The organism is Gordonia sp. WA4-43, from assembly GCF_020520305.1.
GTDB classification, from domain to species: Bacteria; Actinomycetota; Actinomycetes; order Mycobacteriales; family Mycobacteriaceae; genus Gordonia; species Gordonia hongkongensis.
Genome location: NZ_CP084736.1, coordinates 1,773,115 through 1,794,728, shown reverse-complemented (window position 1 = coordinate 1,794,728; position 21,614 = coordinate 1,773,115). Strand labels below are relative to the sequence as shown.

Sequence of the window (21,614 nt, the reverse complement as noted above, 5' to 3'; positions counted from 1 at the left end):
CCGACTCGTGGTCGCTGCGGGGCACTATCGTGTGCGGAATGAGTTCGAGCCCCCGATTCCGGAGAATCGCTTCGGCCGCGGTCTCCACCGTGGTCCTGCTGGCGTTGCTGGTGCTCGGCACGCAGGTGCAGGTGCCCTACGCCGCGCTCGGGCCCGGACCCACGCTCAACACCCTCGGTACGACGAAGGTGGAGGACGACGGGGCGGTGGTGGAGCGCAAGGTCGTGCAGATCGACGGTGCGCCGACCGATCCGACGACCGGCCACCTCAACCTCACCACCGTCTCGGTGCGGGACGGGATCTCGCTGTTCGACGCCCTGGGCATGTGGGTGTCGGGCACCTACTCGCTCACGCCGCGCGACCAGGTCTATCCGCCCGACCGCACCACCGAGCAGGTTCAGGAGGAGAACGCGCAGCAGATGACGGGGTCAGAGGAGAACGCGACGGTCGCCGCGCTCCGTTACCTCGATCGTCCCACCGCGTTGCGCATCGCGAGCGTCGCACCCGACGGGCCCGCGGTCGACGTGCTGCGCGCCGGCGACGAGGTCGTGGCGGCCGGCGGCGTGCCGGTGGAAACGGGTGAACAGCTGCGGAAGGTCGTCGGCGACAATCCGCCGGGGACCGTCCTGCCCATCGAGATCGTCCGCGCCGGTGCCCGGCAGACCGTGTCGGTGACCCTCGGCACGCATCCGGCCGACTCCGAGGCCGGGTATCTGGGCGTCGTTCCGGAGGTGGTCGATGCCGATCCGCGCCTCGAGGTCACCTACAACGTGGGGGACATCGGGGGACCGTCGGCGGGGATGATGCTGGCACTCGCGGTCATCGACCAGTTGAGTCCCGGCGAGCTGACCTCCGGCAAGTTCATCGCGGGCACCGGCACGATCACCGACGAGGGGGTTGTCGGTCCCATCGGCGGGATCACGCACAAGACCCGGGCCGCCCGCGACGCCGGCGCGACGGTCTTCCTGGTCCCTGCCCGCAACTGTGCCGAGGCGGTCTCGGAGCGACCGGACGGATTGGAGCTGGTGAAGGTCGACACCCTCGAGGGCGCTGTCGACGCGCTGAACGCGGTCGGCGCGGGCCGTCCGGCGCCGAGCTGCTGAGGCTTGCCAGGACTGCCGCGTCAGCCCCGGTCGGACGACTCCGGTAGATCGGGAGCGAAGGTGTCGCGCAACGCGGCCCGCAGTTCGAGTGCCAGTTGCGGGTGGGTCAGCAGTTCGGGTTCCCCGTCGGGTTCGGGTCGAAGACGCATCAGCGCGAGATCGGCGCCGGTGCGCAGCACCCCGACCACCAGCCGCGCAACCTCCTCGCCCGGATGGTGATCGCCGGTGTCGGTGACCACGAAGCGGGGCGTCCGGTCGTCGTCTTCGGGATCGGCGATGACGATCTCCATACTCACCGCCGCCCCGGCGACCTCCTCCGGCCAGACCGCCGAGGCGAGGAACTCGTCGAGGTCGTCGATGTCTTCCTCCACCGGGGTGAACACCGAACCGTCGTCGGAGATCACCTCGGGAAGCTGTGCGTGGAGGAGGGCGGTCGGCGCCAGCGCGAACACGGACGGTGACTGACCCCAGCCACGGGAGTCGAGGTGTTCCATGATCTCGTTCAACGCGCTGCCGAGATCGTCGGTGGAGAAGGCGCGTGGTGTCGTCGGGAGGTCGGGCACGTGCTCATCCTGCCCTGGGTCGCGGTGCGACCGCGAGTCTGCGACGCCGCCAGGGAACCGCTGAGGTGTGGCGATCGTTGAGCGGGCGCCCCGAGTGAGTTGGTCACCCGGGTGGTGCCAGTACAGTGGGCACCACGCCCAGCAGGCACGTGTGCGCGGGTGGTGTCCGGATTGAGAGCTTTGGAGAGTGGGTCTGGTGGGCGTCCGAGGGCCGGCGGGAATGCCGACACTGTCACGCAGGAGCAAGATCATCATCGGGCTCGGCGTGGCCGTCCTGGTGCTGTTGCTCGTCGGGCCACGCCTGATCGGTCTCGCGACCGACTGGCTCTGGTTCTCCGACGTCGGGTATTCGAGCGTCTTCACCAAGGTGATCTGGACGCGCGTGATCCTCTTCCTGATCACGACGATCGTCGTCGGACTCATCATCTTCGGGGCGGTCTCCCTGGCGTACCGCAGTCGCCCGGTGTTCGTACCGACCGCGGGCCCGAACGATCCGCTCGCCCGGTACCGCACGGCCATCATGGGCAAGGTCCGCTGGTTCGCCATCGTTCCGGCGGTGATCATCGGCGCCCTGGCCGGTCTGGTCGCGCAGGGGTCCTGGGCGACCGTCCAGATGTTCCTGCACGGCCAGTCGTTCGGTCGGACAGACCCGCAGTTCAACCTCGACATCGGGTTCTACGCCTTCGACCTGCCGTTCTTCCGCTTCGTGCTCAACCTGCTGTTCGTCGTGGTCGTGGTGGCGTTCCTGGCGAACCTGGTCACGCACTACCTGTTCGGCGGTATCCGTCTGGGGCAAGGCGGTGGTTCGGTCACGACCGCGGCACGCATTCAGCTCGCGGTGCTGGCGGGCACCTTCCTACTGCTGAAAGCGGCCGCCTACTGGCTCGACCGGTACACCCTGCTGTCCAGTCAGCGGAAGGCCGAGATCTTCCCGGGGGCGAGTTACACCGACATCAACGCGGTGCTGCCGTCGAAGCTCATCCTGATGGCGATCGCGATCATCTGTGCGGTGGCGTTCTTCGCCGGGATCGTGCTCCGCGACCTGCGGGTGCCGGCACTGGCCACCGTCTTGATGTTGTTCTCCGCGTTGCTCATCGGGGTCGGCTGGCCGTTGACGATGGAGCAGTTCTCGGTCAAGCCGAATGCCGCGCAGAAGGAAGCCGAGTACATAGAACGCGCGATCACCTCGACCCGCGAGGCGTACGGGATCGGGCCGGACAAGGTCATCACCCAGCCGGGCTGGACCGCCGGACCGGCAAACCCGGCGCTGGTGAACAGCGATGAACCGACGCTGTCGAACGTGCGGATCCTGGACCCGAATGTGGTGTCCCCGACGTTCATCCAGCAGCAGCAGCGGCAGAACTTCTACGGATTCCCGACGCAGCTGGCGGTTGACCGCTATCGCATCGACGGCGAGCTCCGTGACTTCGTGGTGTCGGTGCGCGAGCTCGATCCGAGTCGCTATCTCGAAAACCAGCAGAACTGGCTGAACAAGCACCTGGTGTACACCCACGGCGACGGGTTCGTCGCCGCGCCGGCCAACCGGGTGAAGGAGTCGACGGACGTCAACAACGTCGACGGTGGCGGCGATCCGTTCTACTACGTCAGCGACACCTCGAACTACCAGACCGAGGAGTACAAGCGGGACGCCCCGATCAAGGTGTCACAGCCGCGGATCTACTTCGGCGAGCTGCTCGCGAAGATCGACCCGGATTACGCGATCGTCGGTTCCGACGACGGGCAGGCTCGTGAGCACGACATCGGGGACGACAAGTACACCTACCAGGGGCCGGCGGGAGTCTCGCTCGGCAATTGGTTCGCCCGCGCCCTCTATGCCGGCAAGTACGCCGAGCGGAACTTCCTGCTCTCGGGCGAGATCAACTCGGCGTCGAAGATCATCTACAACCGCGACCCACGGGACCGCGTCGAACAGGTCGCACCGTGGCTGACGGTCGATTCGAAGACGTACCCCGCGGTGATGGAGGACGGCTCGATCAAGTGGATCGTCGACGGTTACACCACCCTCGACGACTACCCGTACTCGCAGCCCACGTCGTTGCAGAGCGCGACCGCCGACGCCCAAGACCTCAACCCGGGGCAGACCGGTCGGACGCAGATCAACAAGACCGTGTCCTACGTGCGCAACTCGGTGAAGGCGACCGTCGATGCCTACACCGGCGAGGTCGAGCTGTATCAGTTCGACACCGATGACCCGGTGCTGAAGACGTGGATGGAGGTCTTTCCCGACACGGTCAAGTCCCGCGCCGACTTCGACGCGCAGACCTCCCTGCGGGATCACGTCCGCTACCCCGAGGACATCTTCAAGATCCAGCGGTCGCTGCTGACCCGCTACCACGTCGATTCGCCCCAGACGTTCTTCCAGGCGAGCGATTTCTGGTCGGTGCCCTCCGATCCGACGGACCCGGACGCCGAGCAGCGCGGACTGGACCAGCCCCCGTACTACTTCGTGGCCTCGGATCCGGAGAGCGGTGAGCCGACGTTCCAGCTGACCTCGGTGCTGACGCGACTCAACCGACCGATCCTGGGCGCCTATGTGACCGTGTCGTCGAATCCCGAGAACTACGGTCAGATGACGGTCAAGCAGTTGCCCAGCAACTCCCAACGGTCCGGTCCGCAGCAGGCGTTCAACCCGATGCGCACCGACCGAACGGTGGCGGAATCACTGAAGTCGCTCGAGAACACGGCGACGGTAACCTTCGGTAATCTCCTCACGCTTCCGGTGGGCGACAACGGCATCCTGTACGTCGTCCCGTTGTACGCACAGGCCCAGGGCGAAGAGGCCTTCCCCCGTCTGTTCCGTGTGATCACGAGGTTCGAATCGGCAGACCGGGTATCCGGGATCGGTTATGCACCCACGACCCGCGAGGCTCTGCGGCAGGTCGGCATCACGCCCGCTGCCGGAGTGGTCCCCGGAGATCAGCAGGCACCGCCCGCGCCGGACCAGGCCGGAACGCCGGCACCGGCCACGCCGACGCCGAATCAACCTCCGCAGCAGGGTGATTCGCCCGAGCGGGACGACGCGGCAAACGCCATCAGTGACGCGATCACGGCGCTACGCCAGGCTCAGCAGAGTGGCGACTTCGCAGCGTACGGCGAGGCACTCGACCAGCTGAGTCAGGCGGTTGCCCGCTACGAGTCGCTGGCGGCTCCCAACTAGTCGAACGACGACCCAGGCCGGGCGCTATCTGCGAGTCATACCGCTATCCGCGGTATTTCCGCAGGTAGCGCTCGGTTTCGTTGGGGGTGTTGTCGGGGAGCACCGGGCTGTGGTGGTGCCGGTGGCCCAGCGAGAAGAAGATCGACACCGCCGTGGTGAAAGCCGCGACCATCAGCAGGCCGCAGATGATCGCGGGGCCGACATTCCCGACCGCCATGTGGACCAGCCAGAGCGCGGCCATGGCGAATCCGGTCAGTGCCAAGACGAACCCGACGAAACTCATCGGATGGTTCCCGTGGCTTTCGTGGTGGAAGCGGTGGGTGTTCATGGTTCCTCCTCGGCGGGGCGTCTCGTGAGCCGAGTGTACGCCTGATGTGACTGGCATCACATTGCACAGCGGCGACGGGCGGGCCGTTCGGGGCGTCACGTCACCTGGGGTTATCGAGGTGCGAGTGACCGCCGTCACTGACGTTTTCCCAGGTCGGATGGGGTTGGAGTATCGATTTGCATCGCTGACAAACCGGTGTGTAACGTTGTGTTCACCAACGCGGGGTGGAGCAGCTCGGTAGCTCGCTGGGCTCATAACCCAGAGGTCGCAGGTTCAAATCCTGTCCCCGCTACCAACACCAAGAACCCCCGCCCGGGACACCCGGGCGGGGGTTCTTGCTATGTGTAGTCCTGTCGAAGGCGGGACAAGCCCGACGCTTCGGGAACCCAACCGGGCAGGCCCGGCTGCGGCCGCATCGGCGGGCGGATCATCCACTCTGGTCGGTCCCCGTGGCACCGTCGCGGCCGGCTTGCCGACCGAACAGTCTGCGAAATCTGCACTCCCAGGTCGTCGCATCGAGCGTCGCACCCACTCTGACCAGGCGATTTGACGACGGGTACGGCGGTGCGTAACTTATGTCGAGTCAGCGAGCCACGGCGCCGCCCCGGAAGGGCCTGAGAGGGTCTGAGGTGGGGAGTGGAGACCGGGTTTCTTGGCTGGCCGCCCCTGAATGTTTCGGCTTGAGTCGTTGTGGCTCGGGTAGCGTGTTTGGGGTTGCTGGATTCTCCTGGGTTCGGAATTCTTCGGGGTTGCGGGCTGCGGGTGGGGTCTGGTAGGCTGGAAGAGTTGCCCCGGAGACGGGGTGGCTGGCAAGGTTGAATGCGAAGTCTGCTGGTGAGAGCCCTGATTTGGGGTGGGTAGCTGGTGGGTGTGTGTTCTTTGAGAACTCGATAGTGTGATGATGAATTGTCTGATGCCAATTGGCATCGTGCATCTTTTGTGGATGTAGATGTTTGTTTTTTTGTGTGGCGTTCGGGCCCCGTCCTGGGTGTCACATTTTGCTAGGTTTATTTTGGTCAGGTTGTGCTTTCCTGATTGTGTTGAAACGCCGGCCTTTTTTGGGGTTGGTTTTGTTTCACTGTTTTTTCATGGAGAGTTTGATCCTGGCTCAGGACGAACGCTGGCGGCGTGCTTAACACATGCAAGTCGAACGGAAAGGCCCAGCTTGCTGGGTACTCGAGTGGCGAACGGGTGAGTAACACGTGGGTGATCTGCCCTGCACTCTGGGATAAGCCTGGGAAACTGGGTCTAATACCGGATATGACCAACTGTCGCATGGTGGTTGGTGGAAAGCTTTTGCGGTGTGGGATGGGCCCGCGGCCTATCAGCTTGTTGGTGGGGTAATGGCCTACCAAGGCGACGACGGGTAGCCGACCTGAGAGGGTGATCGGCCACACTGGGACTGAGACACGGCCCAGACTCCTACGGGAGGCAGCAGTGGGGAATATTGCACAATGGGCGCAAGCCTGATGCAGCGACGCCGCGTGAGGGATGACGGCCTTCGGGTTGTAAACCTCTTTCACCAGGGACGAAGCGTGAGTGACGGTACCTGGAGAAGAAGCACCGGCCAACTACGTGCCAGCAGCCGCGGTAATACGTAGGGTGCGAGCGTTGTCCGGAATTACTGGGCGTAAAGAGCTCGTAGGCGGTTTGTCGCGTCGTCTGTGAAATTCTGCAACTCAATTGCAGGCGTGCAGGCGATACGGGCAGACTTGAGTACTACAGGGGAGACTGGAATTCCTGGTGTAGCGGTGAAATGCGCAGATATCAGGAGGAACACCGGTGGCGAAGGCGGGTCTCTGGGTAGTAACTGACGCTGAGGAGCGAAAGCGTGGGTAGCGAACAGGATTAGATACCCTGGTAGTCCACGCCGTAAACGGTGGGTACTAGGTGTGGGTTCCTTTTCACGGGATCCGTGCCGTAGCTAACGCATTAAGTACCCCGCCTGGGGAGTACGGCCGCAAGGCTAAAACTCAAAGGAATTGACGGGGGCCCGCACAAGCGGCGGAGCATGTGGATTAATTCGATGCAACGCGAAGAACCTTACCTGGGTTTGACATACACCAGACGCGGCTAGAGATAGTCGTTCCCTTGTGGTTGGTGTACAGGTGGTGCATGGCTGTCGTCAGCTCGTGTCGTGAGATGTTGGGTTAAGTCCCGCAACGAGCGCAACCCTTGTCCTGTATTGCCAGCGGGTTATGCCGGGGACTTGCAGGAGACTGCCGGGGTCAACTCGGAGGAAGGTGGGGATGACGTCAAGTCATCATGCCCCTTATGTCCAGGGCTTCACACATGCTACAATGGCTGGTACAGAGGGCTGCGATACCGTGAGGTGGAGCGAATCCCTTAAAGCCAGTCTCAGTTCGGATTGGGGTCTGCAACTCGACCCCATGAAGTCGGAGTCGCTAGTAATCGCAGATCAGCAACGCTGCGGTGAATACGTTCCCGGGCCTTGTACACACCGCCCGTCACGTCATGAAAGTCGGTAACACCCGAAGCCGGTGGCCTAACCCCTTGTGGGAGGGAGCTGTCGAAGGTGGGATCGGCGATTGGGACGAAGTCGTAACAAGGTAGCCGTACCGGAAGGTGCGGCTGGATCACCTCCTTTCTAAGGAGCACACAACATCACCCATTTCTGCCGGCGTATGTCTGTGCGGTGGGTGTGTGTTCGAGGGTGAAACATCAGACAGGCCCACCACCTTCTACACCGGTAGAAGGGTCGGGGGTCACCGCGGGTCCGTGAGGGCTGGCGGGTTCATTGTCACGCTATCGGGGTTCTGAGAGAACACACGCGTGTTGTCTCTGACCTAGCTCATGACTGGGGTGCGGGTGGTGATCGTGACTGTGATGGTCGCGGGAGCGCGTGCACGGTGGTGGGTGTGTGTTGTTTGAGAAGTGCATAGTGGATGCGAGCATCTTTATTTCAAACCAATGCTTCGACTGTTGTTGGAGTGCTGGTCTGTGATTTAGCAGAAATTGTAGTGTTTTGTGGTGTCTACATTCGATCCTCGTTCATGGCTGGCCTTGTGCTGGTTGTGGGTGGGGGGTTGTTTGTAGGTGTTGTTGTAAGTGTGTAAGGGCGTTCGGTGGATGCCTTGGTACCAGGAGCCGATGAAGGACGTGGTAGGCCGCGATAGTCCTCGGGGAGTTGTCAAACGAGCTGTGATCCGAGGGTGTCCGAATGGGGAAACCCAGCACGAGTGATGTCGTGTTACCACCAGCTGAATGTATAGGCTGTGTGGGGGGAACGTGGGGAAGTGAAACATCTCAGTACCCATAGGAAGAGAAAACAATTGTGATTCCGTGAGTAGTGGCGAGCGAAAGCGGAGGAGGCTAAACCATGCGCATGTGATACCGGGTAGGGGTTGTGTGTGTGGGGTTGTGGGGTTCGTCTTCTTCCATCTGCCTGTGGAAGCGTGAGTCAAAAAGCTGTGTGTTAGGTGAAGTGGCCTGGAATGGTCTGCCGTAGTCGGTGAGAGTCCGGTAGCTGAAAACACATGGTCTTGCGTGACGGTGTCCCCAAGTAGCAGCGGGCTCGTGGAATCTGCTGTGAATCTGCCGGGACCACCCGGTAAGCCTGAATACTTCCTGGTGACCGATAGCGGACTAGTACCGTGAGGGAAAGGTGAAAAGTACCCCGGGAGGGGAGTGAAATAGTACCTGAAACCGGACGCTTACAATCCGTCAAAGCCTGTGAGTCCTTGTGGCTGCGGGTGATGGCGTGCCTTTTGAAGAATGAGCCTGCGAGTTAGTGCTCGGTGGCGAGGTTAACCCGTGTGGGGTAGCCGTAGCGAAAGCGAGTCTGAATAGGGCGTTTGAGTCGCCGGGTCTAGACCCGAAGCGGAGTGATCTACCCATGGCCAGGGTGAAGCGTCGGTAAGACGTCGTGGAGGCCCGAACCCACTTCAGTTGAAAATGGAGGGGATGAGTTGTGGGTAGGGGTGAAAGGCCAATCAAACTCCGTGATAGCTGGTTCTCCCCGAAATGCATTTAGGTGCAGCGTCACATGTTTCTTACTGGAGGTAGAGCTACTGGATGGCCGATGGGCCCCACAGGGTTACTGACGTCAGCCAAACTCCGAATGCCGGTAAGTGAGAGTGTGGCAGTGAGACTGCGGGCGATAAGGTTCGTAGTCGAGAGGGAAACAGCCCAGATCGCCGGCTAAGGCCCCTAAGCGTGTACTAAGTGGAAAAGGATGTGGGGTCGCGAAGACAACCAGGAGGTTGGCTTAGAAGCAGCCACCCTTGAAAGAGTGCGTAATAGCTCACTGGTCAAGTGATCCTGCGCCGACAATGTAGCGGGGCTCAAGTACACCGCCGAAGCCGCGGCACTCACACGTTAGCCCGTCGATCTTTTACGGAGGGTCGACCAGGTGTGTGGGTGGGTAGGGGAGCGTCCTGCATCCGTGGAAGCGCCGGAGTGATCCAGGTGTGGAGGGTGTGGGAGTGAGAATGCAGGCATGAGTAGCGAAAGCAGAGTGAGAAACTCTGCCGCCGAATGACCAAGGGTTCCTGGGCCAGGCTAATCCGCCCAGGGTGAGTCGGGACCTAAGGCGAGGCCGACAGGCGTAGTCGATGGACAACGGGTTGATATTCCCGTACCCGTGTATCCGCGCCCATGCTGAATCAGTTGTACTAACCATCCTGATCCCCCGGGAGTACCTTCGGGTGCCGAGTGGGGTGATGCATGGGACCTTGGCTGGTAGTAGGCAAGCGATGGGGTGACGCAGGAAGGTAGTGGGGCCAGTCAGTGGTTGTACTGGTGTAAGCCTGTAGGGCGAGTGATAGGCAAATCCGTCACTCACATAGCCTGAGAGGTGATGCGTAGCCGTTGTGGCGAATTCCATGATCCTATGCTGCCGAGAAAAGCCTCTAGTGAGTTGGTACACGGCCCGTACCCCAAACCAACACAGGTGGTCAGGTAGAGAATACTAAGGCGATCGAGAGAACTGTGGTTAAGGAACTCGGCAAAATGCCCCCGTAACTTCGGGAGAAGGGGGACCCATCCTGGTGACGATCTTTTCGGTCTGAGCTGGTGTGGGTCGCAGAGACCAGAGAGAAGCGACTGTTTACTAAAAACACAGGTCCGTGCGAAGTCGTAAGACGATGTATACGGACTGACGCCTGCCCGGTGCTGGAAGGTTAAGAGGACCGGTTAATCACTTCGGTGGTGAAGCTGAGAATTTAAGCCCCAGTAAACGGCGGTGGTAACTATAACCATCCTAAGGTAGCGAAATTCCTTGTCGGGTAAGTTCCGACCTGCACGAATGGCGTAACGACTTCTCTGCTGTCTCAACCACAGACTCGGCGAAATTGCAGTACGAGTAAAGATGCTCGTTACGCGCGGCAGGACGAAAAGACCCCGGGACCTTCACTATAGCTTGGTATTGGTGTTCGGTTCGGTTTGTGTAGGATAGGTGGGAGACTGTGAAGTGGGCACGCCAGTGTTCATGGAGTCGTTGTTGAAATACCACTCTGATCGTATTGGACTTCTAACCTCGGACCCTGATCGGGTTCAGGGACAGTGCCTGGTGGGTAGTTTAACTGGGGCGGTTGCCTCCTAAAAGGTAACGGAGGCGCCCAAAGGTTCCCTCAGCCTGGTTGGCAATCAGGTGTTGAGTGTAAGTGCACAAGGGAGCTTGACTGTGAGACGTACATGTCGAGCAGGGACGAAAGTCGGGACTAGTGATCCGGCACCGGCAAGTGGAAGCGGTGTCGCTCAACGGATAAAAGGTACCCCGGGGATAACAGGCTGATCTTCCCCAAGAGTCCATATCGACGGGATGGTTTGGCACCTCGATGTCGGCTCGTCGCATCCTGGGGCTGGAGTAGGTCCCAAGGGTTGGGCTGTTCGCCCATTAAAGCGGCACGCGAGCTGGGTTTAGAACGTCGTGAGACAGTTCGGTCTCTATCCGCCGCGCGCGTAAGAAACTTGAGGAAACCTGTCCCTAGTACGAGAGGACCGGGACGGACGAACCTCTGGTGTGCCAGTTGTCCCGCCAGGGGCACTGCTGGTTAGCTACGTTCGGAAGGGATAACCGCTGAAAGCATCTAAGCGGGAAGCCTGTTCCAAGATGAGGTTTCTCACCCCCTTCGCGGGGTTAAGGCCCCCCACAGACCATGGGGTTGATAGGCCAGAACTGTACGCACAGCAATGTGTTCAGGTGACTGGTACTAATCGGCCGAGGACTTACCAACAACACCCACAACATCACCACACACGGTTTTGGTGTGTTCGCATCCACTATGTACTTCTGAAACAACACACAACGATAAATAAACACTGTTGTGTGACAGTTGTTTCACAAAGTTACGGCGGCTATAGCGGAGGGGAAACGCCCGGCCCCATTCCGAACCCGGAAGCTAAGCCCTCCAGCGCCAATGGTACTGCACCCTAATCAGTGTGGGAGAGTAGGACACCGCCGAACACAATTTCAGAAAGGCCCCGCAACCCTCGTGGTTGCGGGGCCTTTCTCATTGGTGATCAGCTCAGGTGGTGGACGTCCGCCAAGCCGTATACGGGCGTGGGGATTCCTTCATATCGCGCCTTCAGCTGTAGGGCGAGATACAGCGAATAGTGGCGCGACTGGTGCAGATTTCCGCCGTGGAACCACAGGCCCGGTTGCTGGGTGGGCTTCCACATGTTCCGCTGTTCGCCCTCCCAGGGGCCCGGGTCCTTGGTCGTCTCGGAACCGAGTCCCCACACTTTTCCGACACGGTCGGCGACCTCCTGTCCCATGAGGTCGGCGGCCCAGCCGTTCATCGATCCGTACCCCGTGGCGTAGACGACCACGTCGGCGTCGATCTCGGTCCCGTCGGCGAGCACCACCGAATTCTCGGTGAGGTGGTCCAGTTGACCGTGGACCAGCTTGATCGTTCCGTCGGCGATGAGTTCGCTCGCGCCCACGTCGATGTAGTAGCCGGACCCGCGGCGTAGGTACTTCATGAAGAGTCCGGAGTCGTCGTCGCCGAAGTCGTGCTCGAAGCCGGCCGCCTCGAGTCGTTCGTAGAATTCCTTGTCCTGTTGGCGGATCTGGTCATACACGGGTATCTGGAACTGGTGCATGATCCGGTAGGGCAACGAGGCGAAGGTGAGATCGGCCTTCTTGGTCGTCATCCCGGAGGCGACCGCCTCCTCGCTGTACAGGGAACCGAGGGCGATGGACCGCAGCGAGTCGGATTTCACGATGTGGGTCGAGGAGCGCTGCACCATCGTGGCGTCGACGCCGTTGTCCACCAGCGCCTTGCAGATGTCGTGCGCGGAGTTGTTGGAGCCGATGACGACGACCTTCTTGCCGAGGTAGCCGTCCGGTCCGGGATGTGCGCTCGAGTGGTGTTGCTCGCCGGCGAACACATCCTGCCCGGGGACCGAAGGGACGGCAGGTTTGCCGGACATCCCGGTCGCGAGGACCAGCTGCGTCGGATGGAGCGTGAGGCGCTCACCGTCCCGGTCGACCTCAACCGTCCACCGTGACTCGGCCTCGTCGTACTCAGCGGACAGACACGTCGTCTTACTCCAGTACGGAACCTCCATGACCTTGGTGTAGAACTCGAGCCAGTCGCCGATCTTGTCCTTGGGTGCGAAGACCGGCCAGTTGTCGGGGAACGGCAGGTACGGGAGATGGTCGTACCAAACCGGGTCGTGCAGGCACAGCGACTTGTAGCGTTTGCGCCACTGGTCCCCGGGACGGTCATGGCGATCGACGACGACCGACGGCACGCCGAGCTGGCGGAGTCGTGCGCCGAGCGCGATACCGCCCTGCCCGCCGCCGATCACGAGCACGTACGGTTGCGCCGACCGTCCGAGCGACAGTTCCTCGTCGGCCTTCTTCTCCGCCCAGGAACGGGTGTCGGGGTCGGAACCGTGCACCGCCCCGAGCGGTCGATTCGGGCCGGCCGACTCCTCGTGTCCCTTGAGTTCCTGCATCGTCGTCAGCAGCGTCCAGGCCTTGTCCTCCCCGGCGTCGCGCCCGCCACCGTCGGTGCCGGCGTCGTCGCGACGGATGCGCAGGTGTCCCTCACACCGTCCGACGGCGGTCTCGAACGCGATGAACGCCGAGACGACACCGTCCCCGTCGTCGGTGGCCGGTTCAGTGGTGGTGAAGTTCGACGGGCGGGTGTCCGCGAGACGCGCGGTCAGCATGTTGGCGATCTGCTCGTGGCCCTCCACCGTCTTGATGTTCCAGGTGAATGCTGTCAGGTCGCGCCAGTAGCTGTCGGTCAGAAACGCGTTCGTCGCGCGGGCGATGTCGTCTGCGGCGAGTGCGGATTCGAACTCACGCAGCCAGGCGTCCATCCGCTCCTGCGGGGTGCGGTCGAGATGGACCAGCGGTTCCAATGTCTGAGTCATGATGCCTCCTCGAGATGTGCCCCGCGAACGTGATGTGGAACACAGCGGGTTGTGGACAGCAGACGCCCCGGCGCCGGGTGGCGGCAAGGGTTGCAGGGGGTTGCGAGGGGCGGGGTACGTTGTCGTCGTCTGTGACGTGACGCACAATCGAAGAGATGAACGCTTACGAGTCGGCCTCCGAGCTGGAGCCCGCGGTGCACGCCGGCGACGATCCGCGCGAGTTCGCGTCCGTTCTCAGCGCGGTTCACGACGCGGCGATGTCGGGCGCGCGCATGCCGGCGCGTCCGCGCAGCGTCATCGACGACTCGTGGCAGCGACTCCGACGTGCCGGTCTCGACCCGGACGTGGACTGCGCCGGGGAACGGACGCTTCAGCTCGAGGAGCTCGAAGAACGCCGCCGACGCTCCGGCCTGGCGGAGGTCGTGGACGAGTTGGCACGTGGCCTCGACTCGCTGATCGCCGACGGTGACAACATCCTGGTCGTCTCGGATGCCGACGGGCACGTGCTGTGGCGGAGCGGGTCGTCGAAGGTGCTCACGCGCGCGGACACTCTCGGATTCGTCGAGGGTGCCGACTGGGCCGAGGGCTCGGTGGGGACCAACGCGATCGGTACGGCACTGATGTCCGGTCGTTCGGTGCAGGTGTTCTCGGCCGAGCACTTCGTGCGCAGTCATCATTCGTGGACCTGTACCGGTGCACCGATCAAGGACCCGCGGACCGGTGAGATGTTGGGGGTGGTCGATGTGAGTGGTCCGGCCGCCACCATCCATCCGACCACCTTGGCGCTGGTGCATGCGGTCGCCCGGCTGGCCGAATCACAACTACGCGAGAGCCACCACCGACGACTCGATTCGTTGCGGGCGGTGGCCGCGCCGATCCTCGCCCGCATGCCCGGCCCAGCGTTGGCGGTCGACACCGACGGGTGGGTCGCCGCCGTGGACACCGTGTCTCCGCGATCGCGACTGATCCTGCCGCCGCGGCTCGGCCCCGGCCGGATCTTCGTGAATGCGCTGGGGGAGTGCGACGTCGAGGCGTTGCCCGGCGGATGGTTGGTGCGCGTCGCGGAGACCTCGGACGCATCCACCACACGGGTGATCGTGCGGGTACCGCCGGACGCGTCGGGTCTCCGAAATGTCGAGGTCACTGTCGAAGGCGCGAGCGGTGCCTGGACCCATCGCTGTTCGCCCCGGCACGGCGAGATCCTCACCCTCCTGGCGCGACGGCCCGGCGGCGTCACCGCGGCCCAGATGTCGATGCACCTGTTCGGCGTCGACGACCGGACGGTCACAGTGCGGGCCGAGATGTCCCGGCTGCGCAAGCACTTCGGTGGTCTGCTCGTGGCGGGCCCGTACCGGTTCGTCGACGGGGTCGACGTCGAGGTGCTCGCCCCCGAGATCACCACCGTGCACGACTGATCTACACGGGCTCAGTCGTACTCGGCGACCACGAGCCCACGGTCGAAGGCGTATACGATCGCCGCCGCCCGGTCGCGGAGGTCGAGCTTCGTGAAGATGTGGTTGATGTGGCTCTTCACGGTCACCTGCGAGATACCGAGGGCCGCAACGATTTCCGCGTTGGTGCGGCCCCGCGCGATCAGGCGGAGGACATCGGTCTCGCGGTCGGTGAGCCCGGGCACGGCGCTCACCTGCTCACGCCCCGACCGTCGGAACCCGTGGAGAACGCGTTCGGTCACCGCCGGGTCGAGGAACGCGCCGTCGCGAACCACCGCGCGGACCGCCCAGATCAGCGCCTCGGCCGGCGAGTCCTTGAGTATGAACCCGGCCGCTCCGGCGCGCAGCGCACGGGACAACAGGGCGTCGTCGTCGAAGGTGGTGAGGATCAGTACCGGCGGCGGCTCCCGCAGGGTGCGGACCATCGTGGTGGCGGTGATGCCGTCGACGTCACGCATCCGCAGATCCATCAGCACGATGTCGGGCCGGTGTTCGGCGATCCCCGCGGGGACCCCGGAACCGTCCGCGCACTCACCCACGATGTCGAAGCCGTCGCGCAGGCGCAGGATGCGACGCAGGCCCGTACGGATGAGCTCCTGGTCATCGACGAGAAGAACCCGGATCTGGTCGGCCGCGGGATCGGTGGGTGCGGTCGTCGTCATACGGGCACCCCGGCGGTGATCGGTCGCGACGGCAGGCTCGCGTGTACCGACCAGGTGCCTGCCCGATGTGCTGTCTGGAGAGTGCCGCCGAGCAGTGCCGCGCGCTGGGTCATTCCCTCGATACCGGTGCCGTCGCATTCTCGTGGCCGATCCTCGGTCGCCGGGTTCTCGACCGTGAGAGCCACCGCATTGGCCACCGACACCGAGACCGAGGCCTGCTTGGCCACCGAGTGTTCGACGACGTTGGCCAGGGACTCCTGGGTGATCCGATACAGCGCCGCACCGACCGGACGTGGCAGCTCGGTGAGGTCGCCGACGAGGCTGAAGTCGATGTCGACGCCGGCCTTGCGGTAGTCCTCGACGAGCCGGACGAGGTCTCCGGCGCCCGGTGACGGGGCCGTCGTTCCCGTCGGCTCGGTCGTCCCCAGTACGTGGACGATGGTGCGGATCTCGGTCATCGCCTGTCGGCCTTGGCGTTCGGCGTCGGAGAGTGCCTCCAGTGCCTCCTCGATGTCACGATCCTGTTCGAGCACGCGACGGGCGCCGGTGACGTTGAGCATGGTGATCGACAGGGAATGCGCTATGACATCGTGGATCTCGCGGGCGATCCGCTGTCGTTCGTCGCTCGCGGCGCGGTCGGCACGCTCGGCGAGCACCCGGGCCCGATTGTCGGCCAGACGCTTCTGGATCAGCATCATGTAGCCGATCAGCCAACCGCACGCGACGCCGAGCGCGTAGATGGCCGGTGACTCGAGACCGCCGACGGCGCCGAACCACACGATGACGGCGAAGCAGGCCGCCGTCACGATCAGTCCGCCGAGAAGGGGATACATCGCGGCGGCGATCGCCGCCACCAGGACGAGTTGGAGTGGGGCGGCGTCGGTGGGCGTCGGGACCATGAGGAAGCAGACCGTACTGATGATCACCGCAGAGCACGGGTACGAGGTCGGCGGCAGGGTCAGGTCGAGCACCAGCGAGAGCACGGCGAGGACGAGAGCCGCGATCACCCACCCGATCTGATCGAACGGGAAACGTTGTGCCGTCGACACCAGCGTGACCACGACGCTCGACGACAGGATCACCGCGGGGTACAGCGGTGGGTAGTCGCCGCCCGCCCGTTCGATCCGCCGGCGCAGCCCCGCGCCCATCTCCACTGTGAAGCCCGTCACCGTTCCAGGATAGTTCCGCAGAACTGCCGAACGTCCGCCTCACGGTGGATTCCGCCGTCCACCCTGGGGTGGAGAACCGGTCAACCCGCGGGATGGCGACTCGGGACGATGGCCTCCATAACGTTGTGAGCAGCGAAATCGCCGACCGAGGAGGACATCATGAGCACGCTGCGGACGCGACCCCGGCGCTGGGAGCGCCTCGAGACCCGACCAATGCCGACAGATCCCGGCCTGGCCCCGCCGATCGACGCGCGCGGCGTACCGGTGAAGAGCCACGCGGGGTTCGGCCGTCCGGTCGTCGTCGGAGTCGACGGGAGTGACGCCTCGCTGCGTGCGGTGAAGGTCGCCGTTCGACTGCTCGGCGATTCCGGCGACCTGATCCTGATCTGCGCCACGCGACGTCGTCGGAAAGAAGCGAGCACCACGCTCCACGACGTCCTCAAGGACGAGTCCTACCTGCTCTCCGGTCAGGCGGGAGTCGACGAGACCCTGCGGACCGCCGCCGAACTCGCGAGGTGGCATGGTGCACGGACGGTGTCGACCATGAGCGAGGTCGGCGACCCGACGACGGTCCTGCACCGGGCGGCCGGACGGGTGGGGGCCGGTGCCGTCGTCATCGGTACCGGTGGGACACGACCGGGCTGGACCGCCCGACGTCTCGCCGGACGACTCGACGCCGACGTCACTCTGATTGTCACCGACGGGTCGGTCCATCTGCGCCGACGGGCGGCGCGGCTCGACGATGTCCGCGACACCACCTGGACCTTCCCCTGGCCGGCGCCCGCACCGCGACCCGCGTAGCAACGGCCGCGTGACACGATGTGCAGATGCACATCACCGACGAGTCGAGGCTGCGGGAGATCGTCGGCCATCCGATGGAGATCATCCGCGACAAGGCGCGGAACTCACTCGCCGACGTCGACCGGGAATGGCTCGCGGAGTCGCCGATGGTGTTCCTGGCGACCGCCGACGAACTCGGACGGATCGACGTGTCGCCCAAGGGCGACCCGGCCGGCAAGGTCGTCCACGTCATCGACGACCGGCACATCGCGATACCCGAGCGGCCGGGCAACCGTCGTGTCGACGGCTACGTGAACATACTCCGGAACCCCAACGCGGGCACCATCTTCGTCGTACCCGGTCGCGGGGACACGCTGCGGATCAACGGCCGCGCCCGCATCGTCGACGACGCCGACTACTTCGACGACCTCACGGTCAGCGGTAAGCGACCGATCCTCGCGGTGGAGATCACCGTCGACGAGGTGTTCTACCACTGTCCCAAGGCGTTCCTCCGGTCCGATCTGTGGAAGCCGGACTCATGGCGACCCGACGCGCTGCCCTCGGTCGCGGAGATCACCCGACGCGTGATGCCCGAAGCGGGCAATGAACGGTTCACCGAGGACAGCTTCCGTCCCTACCTCTACTGACCCGCCGACGGTGCGGGCGCGGGATCGAACACGGTGTCCCGGTCACCCCGATACCCTCGAAGGGCGATGCGGCACCGACGACACCGGTGCCCTCACCGACGACGGCGAAGGGATGGCCATGGGCCGGTACATCGAAGCGTTCACACGAGCAGCCGACGATCGGGAGGCGTTCTGGCTCGACGCCGCCACCGGCGTCGAATGGATCACCCCACCCACCTCCGCACTCGACGACTCGGCCGCCCCGCTCTACCGCTGGTTCCCGGACGCGACGCTGAACACCTGCGCCAACGCCCTTGATCGCCATGTGTCGGCGGGACACGGCGACCGGACCGCGCTGATCTGGGACTCGGCGATGGTGGGCGAGGTCCGTCGGTACTCCTACGCCGAACTGCTCGACGAGGTCTCACGATTCGCCGGTGTCCTCACCGAGCAGGGGATCGGTTACGGCGATCGCGTGGTGATCTACATGCCGATGATCCCCGAGGCGGCCGTCGCGATGCTGGCGTGCGCGCGGATCGGCGCGGTGCACTCGGTGGTCTTCGGCGGTTTCGCCGCTCGTGAGCTCGCGACCCGTATCGACGACGCCGAGCCCGTCGCCGTCCTCACCGCCTCAGGCGGTCTGGAACCGGGCCGGGTCGTCGAGTATCTGCCGATGGTGGCCAAGGCCATCGAGTTGTCGGCGACGCCCCCGCGCGTCGTCATCGTCAAGGACCGTCCCGAGATCGGCGGTGCTGCAGCGGATCACGAGGGTTGGCTCGACTGGGACGACGTGCTCGCCGGGGCCGATCCGGTCGAGCCGGTTCCGGTGAAGGCCACCGATCCGCTGTACATCCTCTACACCTCGGGGACCACCGGGAAGCCCAAGGGCGTCGTCCGCGACAACGGCGGGCATGCGGTGGCCCTGACATGGTCGATGGCGAACATCTACGACATCTCCGCCGGCGACGTGTGGTGGACCGCCTCCGATGTCGGGTGGGTCGTCGGACACTCCTACATCGTGTACGGGCCCCTGCTCGTCGGAGCGACGTCGGTGATGTACGAGGGCAAGCCGGTCGGTACCCCGGACGCGGGCGCGTTCTGGCGTGTCATCGGCGAACACGGGGTGAAGGCGTTGTTCACCGCACCCACCGCGATCCGCGCCATCCGCAAGGCCGACCCGGACGCGGCCGAATTGCGCACACACGATGTGTCCTCGCTCGAGACGTTGTTCGCCGCGGGCGAGCGACTCGACCCGGACACGTTCACGTGGGCCTCGGAGGTGCTCGGTGTCCCGGTCGTGGACCACTGGTGGCAGACCGAGACCGGTTGGGCGATCGCGGCGAATCTCCGTGGGCTGGAACCGATGCCGATCAAGGCGGGCTCGCCGACGGTCCCCGTTCCCGGCTACCGCGTGGGCGTCGTCGACGCCGAGGGCAATTCGCTGCGCCCGGGCGAGGAGGGCAACATAGTCATCGGTCTGCCGCTGCCGCCCGGAACCCTCGCCGGGTTGTGGCGTGACGAGGAGCGGTACCGCAAGTCGTATCTGTCGGCGTTCGACGGCTTCTACCTGACCGGCGACTCCGGTTACGTCGACGCCGACGGTTACGTGTTCGTTCTCGGCCGGTCCGACGACGTGATCAACGTTGCCGGACACCGTCTCTCGACGGGCAGTATCGAGGCGGTGGTGGCGTCGCACCCGGCGGTGGCCGAGTGCGCGGTCATCGGCATCCACGACGAACTGAAGGGCCAGCGTCCCAGCGGGTACGTGGTGCTCAAGTCCGGCGTCGACATCGACGCCGAGACTCTGCGCACCGAACTCGTGGCCATGGTGCGCGACGAGATCGGGGCCGTCGCGACGTTCCGCGACGTGACGGTGGTGCCGGCGCTGCCGAAGACACGGTCGGGCAAGATCCTCCGGAAGACCATGCGACAGATCGCCGACCACGAGGAGTACACCGTGCCCTCCACCATCGAGGACCCCGACGTCCTGACCGCGCTGGCCGCACAACTCGAGGGCTGAGTCGATGCTCGATGGTGTGCTTCGCACCGCGATCCGGCTGGTGCCGTTCGTCGGGCTGGTCGGCACGATCATCACCACGATCGTCGACGCGTCGACCCCGGGTGGTGACCTGGGCCGGGATCTGCTCGAGAACTCCGTGCTGTGGATGATCGGTGTCCAGGGATGGATGACCGGGTGCGGCCACATGTTCTTCGGCGAGCCGATCGCCGAGTCGATCGGGTGGCCCCCGAAGACGCCGTGGCAATGGGAGGTCGGGCTCGCCAGCCTGGCGACGGGTGTCTTGGGCGTGATCGCATCGGGTTTCGGTGACGAGTTCACTCTCGCCACCATCATCGCGTTCTCGGTGTTCTACCTGGGCGCCGCGGTCGGGCACGCACGGGAGATGGTGACCCGGCGGAACTTCAAGGCGGGCAACGCCGGTCCCATCTTCTTCTTCGACGTGCTGGTACCGATCTACCTGATCGTGTTGTACGTGTCGGTCACGTAGCGGAGACTTGGCGCGTGCACCGAGACGAGCACCGCGAACTCCCGGTCGATCCGGACGAACGCCCTGTGCACCTGCGTGTGCAGGCCGTCGCCTGGGTGTTCGCCGGCGGGATTCTCGGCACCGGGCTCCGGCTGTGGGCCGAGAACTCGTTCCCGGTCGTCGAAGGGCAGTGGCCCTGGGCGACGTTCGGGGTGAACGTCGCCGGCGCGTTCGTGCTGGGAGCGTTGCTCGAGTTGCTAGTGCGTTCGGGACCCGACGACGGATGGCGCCAGCGCATCCGTCTCTTCGGCGGCACCGGCATCTGTGGGGCGCTGACCACCTACAGCACCTTCGCGCTGGAGATCACCGAACTGACACGGGCTTCGGCGGTCGTGACCGCAACCATGTATGCGGTGCTGAGCGTGGTGCTGGGGGTTCTCGCGGCGGGTTGCGGGATCGGAGTCGCATCGACGATCGCCGGGCGGAGGGAACGATCGTGATCGCGTTCGCCGTGATGGTGGCGGGAGCGCTCGGAGCCGTCACCCGGTTCGTCGTCGACGGAGCGATTCGACACCGATGGCCGTCGACGACGCCCTGGGGCACCCTCGCGATCAACGTCAGCGGGTCGGCACTGTTGGGTGTGCTCGCCGGTCTCGTCGTCTTCCACGGGGCGCCGCACGACTGGCAGCTGGTCCTCGGGACCGGATTCTGCGGTGGCTACACGACTTTCAGCACGGCTGCGTTCGAGACGGTGCGGCTGGGGCAGCAGGAGGACAGGTGGCGGTCCGCCGCGTACGCCGTCGGAACGCTGGTCGCGTCGGTGTTCGCGTGCGCGGCCGCCGTGTGGGTGGTGCGGCTCGTCTGATCGCCGGCCCACGAACGACTCGGCCCCGCGACGGAAGCTCCGTCGCGGGGCCGA

Annotated in this window: 14 protein-coding genes, 1 tRNA gene and 3 rRNA genes; 13 read left to right on the top strand and 5 right to left on the bottom strand. The window is 64.3% G+C overall.

The window, feature by feature from the left end:
• Positions 1 to 38 precede the first annotated feature (38 nt).
• A complete protein-coding gene (locus tag LEL84_RS08215; RefSeq protein WP_226513767.1) occupies positions 39 to 1,103 on the top strand; it encodes a PDZ domain-containing protein in 1,065 nt (354 codons plus the stop codon).
• A 20-nt stretch (positions 1,104 to 1,123) separates the two neighbouring features.
• Here LEL84_RS08215 and LEL84_RS08210 read toward each other — a convergent pair whose 3' ends face one another.
• On the bottom strand, positions 1,124 to 1,666 hold the full coding sequence (locus LEL84_RS08210; protein WP_264186836.1) for a PPA1309 family protein: 543 nt from the start codon (positions 1,664 to 1,666) through the stop codon (positions 1,124 to 1,126).
• A 220-nt stretch (positions 1,667 to 1,886) separates the two neighbouring features.
• Here LEL84_RS08210 and LEL84_RS08205 point away from each other — a divergent pair, with 220 nt between their 5' ends.
• Positions 1,887 to 4,844: a UPF0182 family protein gene (locus tag LEL84_RS08205; RefSeq protein ID WP_247449840.1), complete on the top strand. Its 2,958-nt coding sequence runs from the start codon at positions 1,887 to 1,889 to the stop codon at positions 4,842 to 4,844.
• A 43-nt stretch (positions 4,845 to 4,887) separates the two neighbouring features.
• Here LEL84_RS08205 and LEL84_RS08200 read toward each other — a convergent pair whose 3' ends face one another.
• Positions 4,888 to 5,172, bottom strand: coding sequence for a hypothetical protein (locus LEL84_RS08200; RefSeq protein ID WP_058251883.1), 285 nt, complete (start codon positions 5,170 to 5,172; stop codon positions 4,888 to 4,890).
• Positions 5,173 to 5,390: 218 nt separating this feature from the next.
• Here LEL84_RS08200 and LEL84_RS08195 point away from each other — a divergent pair.
• The 4 genes from LEL84_RS08195 (at position 5,391) to rrf (ending at position 11,599) form a co-directional block, all read left to right on the top strand.
• A tRNA-Met gene (locus LEL84_RS08195) sits at positions 5,391 to 5,467 on the top strand.
• Between the two features lie 790 nt (positions 5,468 to 6,257).
• A 16S ribosomal RNA gene (locus tag LEL84_RS08190) occupies positions 6,258 to 7,780 on the top strand.
• 455 nt (positions 7,781 to 8,235) lie between these two features.
• Positions 8,236 to 11,369 (top strand): 23S ribosomal RNA (locus LEL84_RS08185).
• Positions 11,370 to 11,482: 113 nt separating this feature from the next.
• Positions 11,483 to 11,599: ribosomal RNA gene (gene rrf / locus LEL84_RS08180) — 5S ribosomal RNA — on the top strand.
• Together the 16S, 23S and 5S rRNA genes form the textbook arrangement of a ribosomal RNA operon.
• Before the next feature lie 56 nt (positions 11,600 to 11,655).
• On the opposite strand, the gene LEL84_RS08175 is transcribed toward rrf, so the two are convergent.
• Positions 11,656 to 13,521, bottom strand: a complete 1,866-nt coding sequence (locus LEL84_RS08175; protein ID WP_226513765.1) for a flavin-containing monooxygenase — start codon at positions 13,519 to 13,521, stop codon at positions 11,656 to 11,658.
• Between the two features lie 155 nt (positions 13,522 to 13,676).
• Here LEL84_RS08175 and LEL84_RS08170 point away from each other — a divergent pair, with 155 nt between their 5' ends.
• The gene (locus LEL84_RS08170) at positions 13,677 to 14,936 is read left to right on the top strand and encodes a helix-turn-helix domain-containing protein (protein WP_226513764.1); all 1,260 of its coding nucleotides are present in this window, start codon (positions 13,677 to 13,679) and stop codon (positions 14,934 to 14,936) included.
• 11 nt (positions 14,937 to 14,947) lie between these two features.
• Here LEL84_RS08170 and LEL84_RS08165 read toward each other — a convergent pair whose 3' ends face one another.
• Positions 14,948 to 15,634, bottom strand: a complete 687-nt coding sequence (locus tag LEL84_RS08165) for a response regulator (protein WP_226513763.1) — start codon at positions 15,632 to 15,634, stop codon at positions 14,948 to 14,950.
• A complete protein-coding gene (locus LEL84_RS08160; RefSeq protein WP_226513762.1) occupies positions 15,631 to 16,803 on the bottom strand; it encodes a sensor histidine kinase in 1,173 nt (390 codons plus the stop codon). Before LEL84_RS08160 ends, LEL84_RS08165 begins: the two co-directional genes overlap by 4 nt.
• A 159-nt stretch (positions 16,804 to 16,962) precedes the next feature.
• On the opposite strand from LEL84_RS08160, the gene LEL84_RS08155 reads away from it, so the two are divergent.
• From LEL84_RS08155 to crcB, 6 genes are all read left to right on the top strand, one after another.
• On the top strand, positions 16,963 to 17,604 hold the full coding sequence (locus LEL84_RS08155; RefSeq protein WP_226513761.1) for a universal stress protein: 642 nt from the start codon (positions 16,963 to 16,965) through the stop codon (positions 17,602 to 17,604).
• A 26-nt stretch (positions 17,605 to 17,630) separates the two neighbouring features.
• Entirely contained in the window at positions 17,631 to 18,230 is a 600-nt protein-coding gene (locus tag LEL84_RS08150; RefSeq protein WP_211539436.1) for an MSMEG_1061 family FMN-dependent PPOX-type flavoprotein, read from the top strand.
• A gap of 118 nt (positions 18,231 to 18,348) precedes the next feature.
• Positions 18,349 to 20,229 (top strand): propionyl-CoA synthetase, encoded by a 1,881-nt coding sequence (locus LEL84_RS08145; protein WP_226513760.1) that lies wholly within the window; start codon positions 18,349 to 18,351, stop codon positions 20,227 to 20,229.
• Between the two features lie 4 nt (positions 20,230 to 20,233).
• Positions 20,234 to 20,716 (top strand): DUF6790 family protein, encoded by a 483-nt coding sequence (locus LEL84_RS08140; protein WP_065631566.1) that lies wholly within the window; start codon positions 20,234 to 20,236, stop codon positions 20,714 to 20,716.
• Between the two features lie 14 nt (positions 20,717 to 20,730).
• Entirely contained in the window at positions 20,731 to 21,195 is a 465-nt protein-coding gene (locus LEL84_RS08135; protein WP_068971865.1) for a fluoride efflux transporter FluC, read from the top strand.
• Positions 21,192 to 21,560, top strand: coding sequence for a fluoride efflux transporter CrcB (crcB, locus tag LEL84_RS08130; RefSeq protein ID WP_175401157.1), 369 nt, complete (start codon positions 21,192 to 21,194; stop codon positions 21,558 to 21,560). The genes LEL84_RS08135 and crcB overlap by 4 nt, the downstream gene beginning before the upstream one ends.
• Positions 21,561 to 21,614 lie beyond the last annotated feature (54 nt).

Excerpts from the sequence above, each read along its gene's own strand:
- LEL84_RS08165 (WP_226513763.1), bottom strand. The coding sequence starts at position 15,634 with ATGACGACGACCGCACCCACCGATCCCGCGGCCGACCAGATCCGGGTT.
- LEL84_RS08215 (WP_226513767.1), top strand. The coding sequence starts at position 39 with ATGAGTTCGAGCCCCCGATTCCGGAGAATCGCTTCGGCCGCGGTCTCC.
- LEL84_RS08200 (WP_058251883.1), bottom strand. The coding sequence starts at position 5,172 with ATGAACACCCACCGCTTCCACCACGAAAGCCACGGGAACCATCCGATG.
- LEL84_RS08205 (WP_247449840.1), top strand. The coding sequence starts at position 1,887 with ATGCCGACACTGTCACGCAGGAGCAAGATCATCATCGGGCTCGGCGTG.
- LEL84_RS08170 (WP_226513764.1), top strand. The coding sequence starts at position 13,677 with ATGAACGCTTACGAGTCGGCCTCCGAGCTGGAGCCCGCGGTGCACGCC.
- LEL84_RS08155 (WP_226513761.1), top strand. The coding sequence starts at position 16,963 with ATGAGCACGCTGCGGACGCGACCCCGGCGCTGGGAGCGCCTCGAGACC.
- LEL84_RS08140 (WP_065631566.1), top strand. The coding sequence starts at position 20,234 with ATGCTCGATGGTGTGCTTCGCACCGCGATCCGGCTGGTGCCGTTCGTC.
- LEL84_RS08150 (WP_211539436.1), top strand. The coding sequence starts at position 17,631 with ATGCACATCACCGACGAGTCGAGGCTGCGGGAGATCGTCGGCCATCCG.
- LEL84_RS08175 (WP_226513765.1), bottom strand. The coding sequence starts at position 13,521 with ATGACTCAGACATTGGAACCGCTGGTCCATCTCGACCGCACCCCGCAG.
- LEL84_RS08145 (WP_226513760.1), top strand. The coding sequence starts at position 18,349 with ATGGGCCGGTACATCGAAGCGTTCACACGAGCAGCCGACGATCGGGAG.